Origin of the sequence: Xylophilus sp. ASV27, assembly GCF_016428875.1 — a bacterium.
GTDB lineage: Bacteria > Pseudomonadota > Gammaproteobacteria > Burkholderiales > Burkholderiaceae_C > Xylophilus.
The window spans coordinates 35,169-42,461 of the sequence record NZ_JAELTO010000029.1 but is presented as its reverse complement, the minus strand read 5'-3'; the positions used below and the strand labels follow the sequence as shown (position 1 = coordinate 42,461).

7 protein-coding genes and 1 riboswitch are annotated in these 7,293 nt (G+C 67.8%); of the genes, 1 reads left to right on the top strand and 6 read right to left on the bottom strand.

Features of this window, described 5'->3' with window-relative positions; translation table 11 throughout:
• The 3 genes from JHD63_RS08555 to JHD63_RS08545 form a co-directional block, all read right to left on the bottom strand.
• Window positions 1-186 (bottom strand): hypothetical protein (locus JHD63_RS08555; RefSeq protein ID WP_198970326.1); only part of this gene is annotated, 186 nt, incomplete at its 3' end.
• A 14-nt stretch (window positions 187-200) separates the two neighbouring features.
• Complete coding sequence (locus tag JHD63_RS08550) at window positions 201-605, bottom strand: hypothetical protein (protein WP_198970325.1); 405 nt, start codon at window positions 603-605, stop codon at window positions 201-203.
• Window positions 606-698: 93 nt separating this feature from the next.
• Window positions 699-2,585 carry a M14 family zinc carboxypeptidase gene (locus JHD63_RS08545; protein WP_198970324.1) on the bottom strand — a complete coding sequence of 629 codons (1,887 nt, stop codon included), beginning with the start codon at window positions 2,583-2,585 and terminating at the stop codon, window positions 699-701.
• 128 nt (window positions 2,586-2,713) lie between these two features.
• Window positions 2,714-2,881, top strand: a riboswitch (yybP-ykoY riboswitch).
• Window positions 2,882-2,894: 13 nt separating this feature from the next.
• Here JHD63_RS08545 and mntP point away from each other — a divergent pair.
• Complete coding sequence (mntP, locus tag JHD63_RS08540) at window positions 2,895-3,470, top strand: manganese efflux pump MntP (protein ID WP_198970323.1); 576 nt, start codon at window positions 2,895-2,897, stop codon at window positions 3,468-3,470.
• Window positions 3,471-3,617: 147 nt separating this feature from the next.
• Here the strand turns inward: mntP and JHD63_RS08535 are convergent, their stop codons facing one another.
• Genes JHD63_RS08535 through JHD63_RS08525 form a run of 3 tightly spaced genes read right to left on the bottom strand, consistent with a single transcriptional unit; the run spans window position 3,618 to window position 7,229 of the window.
• On the bottom strand, window positions 3,618-4,604 hold the full coding sequence (locus tag JHD63_RS08535) for a Bug family tripartite tricarboxylate transporter substrate binding protein (protein WP_370590429.1): 987 nt from the start codon (window positions 4,602-4,604) through the stop codon (window positions 3,618-3,620).
• Window positions 4,605-4,653: 49 nt separating this feature from the next.
• Window positions 4,654-5,739, bottom strand: coding sequence for an isocitrate/isopropylmalate dehydrogenase family protein (locus JHD63_RS08530; protein ID WP_198970322.1), 1,086 nt, complete (start codon window positions 5,737-5,739; stop codon window positions 4,654-4,656).
• 41 nt (window positions 5,740-5,780) lie between these two features.
• A complete protein-coding gene (locus JHD63_RS08525; RefSeq protein WP_198970321.1) occupies window positions 5,781-7,229 on the bottom strand; it encodes an NAD-dependent succinate-semialdehyde dehydrogenase in 1,449 nt (482 codons plus the stop codon).
• Window positions 7,230-7,293: the final 64 nt, after the last annotated feature.

Sequence of the window (7,293 nt, the reverse complement as noted above, 5' to 3'; positions counted from 1 at the left end):
CCCCCCCCCCCCCCCCCCCCCCCCCCCCCCCCCCCCCCCCCCCCCCCCCCCCCCCCCCCCCCCCCCCCCCCCCCCCCCCCCCCCCCCCCCCCCACCCCCCCCCCCCCCCCCCCCCACCCACACTAGGTTCTCTTCGTCGGCAGCGTCAGATGTGTATAAGAGACAGATGCATGGGCCACAAAGCAAGCGCCACTCTCTCCCTAACTCAGCTCTTCGATCACCAGATGGCGGTAGCGTTGCGCGGCGGAAAAGTGCAGGCGCCGCGCCACCGTCATCAGGCGCTCGGCGGCCTTGGCATCGTTGACCGCGACCAGCAGTCCGTAGTGTCCCTGGCGCGCCAGATCCCCAAAGGTGCGGGCGGTGGCGGCTTCGGTGCCCACGGAGGGCAGGCCGTCGGCCTCATCGGGCGTGGAGGCAAGAACTTCGCGCAGCATCACATCGGGCCTGAGCAGTTCCACGTCATCGTCGCTGAAGCCTTCTGCCATCAGGTCCTCGGCCGCCTGTCGCGCTTGCTGCTCCTGCGGGAACATGACCACGGCGTGGCCGGTGGGATAGAACGTGCCGGCCAGGGTCTGCATGCCAGGCCGCATCGAGAATTCCTTCATGGGTGGCTCCTTCTTCGGGACAACTGTCTCCTGTTACATCATAGGTGCGGGAGCGCCACGCCGCTGTAGGACTGAGCAACGACGCCCTGCTTCTCATGGCTGCATGTCTTCCAGGCGCAGCGATGCCGGCGGAGGGCCGGCCACCCGGGCCAGGGCGTCGAGGCCGTCGATCACATGGTTGGCGAAGAAGCTGTTTTGCGTGTCCGGCTCGAGCGCGGCCACGGCGAGGTTGCCCAGCGGCTGCCCGAGGGGCACGTAGTAGCTGCCCTCCGGAACGTCGATCAGGCTGCGGGTCAATGCCACTTCCACCCGCGCAATATCGCCCGCCGCACCGTCGGCGACCGAGCCCCGGACGTCCTCTCGCGGAGCGTTGTTGCGCGCCGTCTCGCGGTAGGTGTCCAGCAGCAGGGAGCCTGGCTCCATCACCCGCATGACCTGCACGCCCATCATGCGCAGCCGGTCGACCGCCGGCGTCGCGGTGGACGACAGCCAGTAGCCGCATGGGCGCTTGCGGGACTTGAGGGTGCGCAGCGTGAGGGATGAATTCCATGCGACGTCGATGCTCCGGTCGGCGCCGGTCTGCGGGTCCAGCATCAGGAGAGTGCGTCGGCCCGGCGTAGGGCCGGCCTCGATCACGGCATCCTCGCGGCACGCCAGCGCGCTCACGTCGCGCTCGACGAAGGAGCGCAACTGCTTGAGGTCGTCGGCGCGCGCCGCGGTGCTCTGGAGCACGCTGGCCACGGCGGTGACGTGCGTGTGGACGCGACGCTGGATGTGCAGGCGGCCGATCCCGACCCCGCGCGTCTCCAGCAGCAGACTCACCGCGTTCTTGAGTCCGTTGACGTTGCGCCCGGTGTCGGGCTGCACGCCGCCCATGGACACGCGCCTATCTTCCGGATCGGTGGAGGTGGTGTAGTACCACTCGTTGCTGAGGGACTGCCGGTTCAGCGCCGCCACCAGAGGCCGCCGTACCCACTCTTCCGAGGCCTTGGTGACGAATTCCGGCAGGTTGCCGGTGGTGGCGTATTGCAACAGTCCATCGTAGCGCTGGATGCCGCCAAATTTCTGCAGGAAGCGGCCCGCCACGGTGTATTCGTGCGCGTCGACCACCACCATGGGCCGGTAATCGCGTACCAGGCGGGCCAGGGCCTGGGCTTCAGGCGTGCGCAGCAGCAGGTGGTCGCGGTTCATGTCGATGCCGTTGGCCGTGGTGCGGGTGCCGGCGGCTGCGCCGTCGGGGTTGGCTCGGGGTACCACGATCACGTTGATGCGATTCAGCAGGGGTTCGAGCAGGCCTTGCGACGCCTCGCGCGCGATGATCAGCAGTGCTTCGCTGCCGGCGGGTTCGTCGCCATGCTGCTGGCCGATCAGCAGCACCGTAGGCCGGCCGTCGGCGGCGAGCGTGCCGGGCTCCGTATTGGCAGAGCGGGTGATCATCAGAGCCTCCAGCGGCTCGCCGCGCTGCGAGCGCCCGATGGGCAGCAGTCCGGCCCGCACGCCGCCGGTGCCGGATGCCATGGCGGACAGCTCGCTCAGCCATGCGTGCACCTCGGCGTTGGTGGTGAAGCTGGTGCGCTCGGCTTGCAGCCCAGGCGTGCTGTAGCGCACCGAGGGGTCGGGAAAGCGCGCGGCCACGGCGTCCGCGTAGGGCGGCGGCGCCAGGGCTTCCGGGGGCGTAACACTGGACGGCGCGGGCTGCAGGCCGGTTGGCGCGACAGGTATGACGACGGCCCCCGGAGGCGACATGTCGATCACCGGCGGCGCAGCAGGCCGCACCACCACGGCGGGTGTGGCATCGGTGCCCGTGACGCCCTGGCCCGACTGCCAGGGCGGCAGCGGGGTCGAACTGCAGGCCGTGAGCAGCGCCAGCGGCACGGACCAGGCGGCACCGCGCAGCCAGGCGGGGGTTGAAGAGGGCCGGCGCCGCGCGCGGAGGAGGGCGGGTGCTGGCGGGGCGGCGGGGTGGGTGCGGGTGGGCATGCGGTTCTCCTCGGGCATGGGCGTTGCCGCTCCATGCGCGGCAGAAGTAAGTACGTCGCGCAGGATGTTACCGCCCTGCACCGGGGCCTGTGCACCAGGGTTCCGAGGGGGCAGTGTTACACTGCCTGCCTCTTTTGGGGAGTAGCCTGCTTCCGGTCTTCGGAAGCGCTCACGTCAACATACTCGGCACCTGTGCCGTGGCGTGAGCAGCCGAAAGGTTGGCGAGACCAGCGGTATGCCCATGCACGGTTCGGCCGGAGTGCGTGGCATGCCGTGGCGTCTCCGACCGGCCCTTTTTTGCCCCGCTTCATGAATCTCGCTTCCACGGTACTGCTGGCGTTCGCCATGTCCACCGATGCCTTTGCCGCCGCCATCGGCAAGGGCGCCGCTCTCCATCGCCCGCGCTTTGGCGAGGCCCTGCGTACCGGATTGATCTTTGGCACGATCGAGGCCATCACGCCGGTCGTCGGCTGGGCAGCCGGTCTGGCGGCCTCTCGCTACGTCGAGGCGTGGGACCACTGGATCGCGTTCGTGCTGCTCTGCGGCCTTGGGCTGCGCATGGTCTGGGCCGCCGCGAAGCGCTCGGACGAGGCAACCGAGGAACTGCCGGAGCGCCACTCGTTCTGGCTGCTCGCGGTCACCGGATTTGCCACCAGCATTGACGCGATGGCAGTCGGCGTGGGCCTGGCCTTCATCGACGCCGACATCGTGACCGTGGCCGCCGCCATCGGCCTTGCCACGCTGGCAATGGTCACGCTGGGCGTCATGCTGGGCCGCGTGCTGGGCCAGATCGCCGGGCGCCGCGCAGAAATGGCGGGCGGCCTGGTGCTGATCGGCATCGGGGCCTTCATTCTGTTCGAGCATCTGAGCGGCGCCGCGGGCTGAATGGGTCTGCGAACTGCACCGTGGTCATCCGTCCTTGCTCGGATTTCCACAGTCCGCTGCTGATGGCATTGCGGGGCAATGCGATCGTGCAGCCATCCTGTGGATGGCTGCGGGAGGGGCGGAGAGTTGAATTGGCGGTGGTTCAGACTACTTGCCCGCCGCCCCGGCAGTGCTGGCAAATGCCCCGCTCTTGGCCAGATCGGCGACGCGCTCGTTGTCCTGCATGATCAAGCGGCGGAAGTGTGCAGGTCCCTTCTCATTGTCGGCCGGGGCTTGCGCTGCAAGGCTGGACAGCCGGCTCTGGACGCCGGGGCTTGATATTGCCGCAGTCAGCGCGCTCGCCAGCTTTGCAGTCAACTCCGGCGGTGTTCCCTTGGGGGCGACCACGCCGTTCCAGATGATCAGATCGAACCCAGGCAGGCCCGACTCTGCAAAGGTGGGGATCTCAGGGTGTTGTGGCAGCCGTGTACCACCCGTGACCGCGATCGCCCTGACCCGGCCGTCCTTGTGCAGCGGCAGCATGGTCACGGTCTGGTCGATCACTGCGTCGATGGTGCCCGCCATCAGGTCGCTGAGCGCCGGGCCGGAGCCCCGGTACTGGATCATCTCGCCCTGCACGTCGGCCAGTTTGAGGAACAGCGCCTCCGCCAGGTGCGCCGTCGTGCCGGGGCCGCCGGAGCCGAAGTTCACCTTGCCTGGAGACTTCTTCATGGTGTCGATGAGCGATGCAAGGCTCTTCACGCCCCCAGCGTTGCTGACCGACAAGACCATGGGCACCTTGGCGACGACTCCGATGGGCTCCACGTCGGTCAAGGGGCTGTAGGCAGACTTGGGATGCAGGTAAGGAAGAATGACCAGCGATTGGTTGATGAACAGAAGAGTGCTGCCATCGGCAGGGGCGCGCAGGAACTTCTGCATGCCAACGAGGCCGCCCGCGCCGGTGACGTTCTCCACCACGATGGAGCGGTTCAGTTGGCCCCCCAGCACGGTGGCCGTCAGCCGTGCCAGTGCATCGGAGCTTCCGCCCGGAGGCACATTGACGATCAAGGTGATGGGGCGGTCAGCCAGGCCCTGGCCATGGGCCATGGCGAATGGCAGGCAAAGCGCGGCGAGTAGTGCAAGTTTCTTGAACACGGGTTTGTCTCCTTGGGTTTTTCCGTTCGTCTGGCGTTCTGGCCAGGCGTCAGGACAATTGGCGGCAGACCGCCGCGGTGATGTCGGTACAGCTGGCTGTTCCGCCGATGTCCCGGGGCAGGACCCGGCCTTCGGCGAGCACGCTTTCCACGGCGGTTTCCACGCGCGAGGCGGCGGTGACGAGGGCGGAGTCCTGGTGCTTTTCCCCCAGCCAGCGCAGCATCAGCGCCCCCGAGAGGATGGTGGCGAACGGGCTGGCCACGTTCTGGCCGGCGATGTCCGGAGCGGATCCATGCGAGCCCTGGAACAGGCCGTGGTGGTCGCCCAGCTCGGCCGATGCCGACAGCCCCATGCCGCCGATGGTCGCCGCGCCGAGGTCGGAGATGATGTCGCCGAACATGTTTTCCGCGACGATCACGTCATAGAAGTCGGGCTTCTTGACCATGTGGACCGTGATGGCGTCCGCGTAGGCGTAGTCCAGTTCCACGTCAGGGTAGCCTGCGGCCACTTCGTCGCACACCTTCCGGAAGAAGGCGTAGCTGCGTAGGATGTTGGCCTTGTCGCAGACCGTGACGCGGCGCTTGCCATCCCGGGGAGCGCCGTTGCGCTTGCGGGCCAGGTCGAACGAGAAGCGTGCGACCCGCTCTACGCCTTTCCTGGTGATCACGATCGTGTCGGTTGCCACTTCATCACGCAGCACGATGCCGCCGCCGCGGCTGGCATAGAGGCCCTCCGTGTTCTCGCGCACGATCACGTAGTCGATCTGCCCGGGCTTCCAGCCGGCCAGGGGCGATCTGGCGCCCGGGTACAGCCGGATTGGCCGGACATTGGCGTACAGGTCCAGCTTGAACCGCAGCTGCAGGTGGAGGTCGTTGCCGACTTCGGTGCCGTCCGGGTAGGTGATGCCGGGCAGGCCGGCTGCGCCGTGCAGGATGGCGTCCGCGTCCTTGCAGGCCTTGAAGGTGTCGTCGGACAGTACTTTGCCCGTGCGCGCATAGTGTCCTGCGCCGCCGTCATGGCGCGAGAACCTGAGCAGGTCCTGCCCGCATGCCTGTGCCAGGACGGTGGTGGCCGATTGGCAGACTTCCGGTCCGATGCCATCGCCGTCAAGGGTTGCGATTTCGTATGTGGCCATGTGAGTTGGTGTCTCCAGTGCGTTTCAATGACAGTGACTAGTTACCAGTTCGTGGAGATGTACTTCGCCTCCATGAATTCCAGCAGCCCGTGGTGCGCGCCTTCCCGCCCGAGCCCGCTCTGCTTGACGCCCCCGAAAGGGGCCGCCGGATCGGATACCAGGCCCCGGTTCAGCGCCACCATGCCGGTTTCGAGAGACTCCGACACGCGCAGTCCGCGCGCCAGATCGCGGGTGAACACGTAGGCGACCAGACCATACTCGGTCGCATTGGCCTGTGCGATGGCCTCGCCTTCCTCGTCGAATACGACGATCGGGGCGACGGTGCCGAAGATCTCCTCACCAAGCAGGTCGGCCTCTGCATGAACGTCGGCGAGCACGGTCGGCATGTAGAAATAGCCGTCACGGTCCAGGCGCTTGCCGCCGGTCAGGACACGCGCGCCCTTGGCCACGGCATCGTCCACCAGCGAAGCCACCTTCTGCACCGCGGCGGCGTTGACCAGCGGGCCGCACTGCGTCTCTTCCTTGCAGCCGTCATCCACCGTCAGCGCGCCCATGCGCCTGGCCAGCTCCTGGGTGAACGCCTCGGCAATGCCGCGCTGCACATAGAAGCGGTTCGCCGCCGTGCAGGCCTCGCCGCCATTGCGCATCTTGGCCACCATGGCACCTTCGACGGCGGCGCCCAGGTCGGCGTCATCGAACACGATGAAGGGGGCATTGCCGCCCAGCTCCATGGAGCAGTTGACCACCGAGTCGGCGGCCTTGCGCAGCAGGATCCGGCCCACTTCGGTGGATCCCGTGAACGAGAGCTTGTGCACGCGCGGGTCGTCCAGCACCGCGTCGGCGATCTTGCCGGCAGTCGAGGTCGTGATGACGTTCACCACGCCGTCGGGCACGCCGGCCTCGGCAAGAAGGCGTGCGACCGCCAGGGCCGTGAGAGGGGTTTCCGTGGCCGGCTTCAGGATGCACGTGCAGCCCGCGGCAAGCGCCGGTCCGATCTTGCGCGTGGCCATGGCGGCGGGGAAGTTCCAGGGCGTGACCAGGAAGGCGACGCCGACCGGCTGGTACTGGACGATGATGCGGCTCGTGCCCGAAGGGGACACGCTGATGTCGCCATTGATGCGAACGGCTTCCTCCGCGAACCAGCGGAAGAACTCCGCCGCGTAGGCCACTTCGCCCCGGGCATCGGCCAGTGCCTTGCCGTTCTCCAGCGAAATGAGCTGTGCCAGGGGCTCTGCGTCGCGCACCATGAGCTCGTAGGCGCGCCGCAGTATCTCGCCGCGCTGGCGCGGTGGCGTGGCGGCCCATGCCGGGGCGGCCGCAGCGGCCGCGTCCACCGCCTCCAGCGCTTCGTCCACCGTGGCATTGGCCACGCTAGCCATGACAGTCTCAGTGGAGGGGTTGGTGACATCGATGCGCCGGCCCGACGCAGAGGGGCACCATTGGCCTGCAATGAAAAGCTCGGTGGGTACGTCGAATGGAAGAGTGGACATCGTCCACCGTGCTGCCCATGTTCAGCCTGATTGAATGAGGGAACTGGCGTCGTGGTCGCGCTAG

What these genes read in the sequence shown, in the direction of transcription:
- JHD63_RS08525 (WP_198970321.1), bottom strand. Translation starts at nt 7,229, where the DNA reads ATGTCCACTCTTCCATTCGACGTACCCACCGAGCTTTTCATTGCAGGC.
- JHD63_RS08530 (WP_198970322.1), bottom strand. Translation starts at nt 5,739, where the DNA reads ATGGCCACATACGAAATCGCAACCCTTGACGGCGATGGCATCGGACCG.
- JHD63_RS08545 (WP_198970324.1), bottom strand. Translation starts at nt 2,585, where the DNA reads ATGCCCACCCGCACCCACCCCGCCGCCCCGCCAGCACCCGCCCTCCTC.
- JHD63_RS08550 (WP_198970325.1), bottom strand. Translation starts at nt 605, where the DNA reads ATGAAGGAATTCTCGATGCGGCCTGGCATGCAGACCCTGGCCGGCACG.
- mntP (WP_198970323.1), top strand. Translation starts at nt 2,895, where the DNA reads ATGAATCTCGCTTCCACGGTACTGCTGGCGTTCGCCATGTCCACCGAT.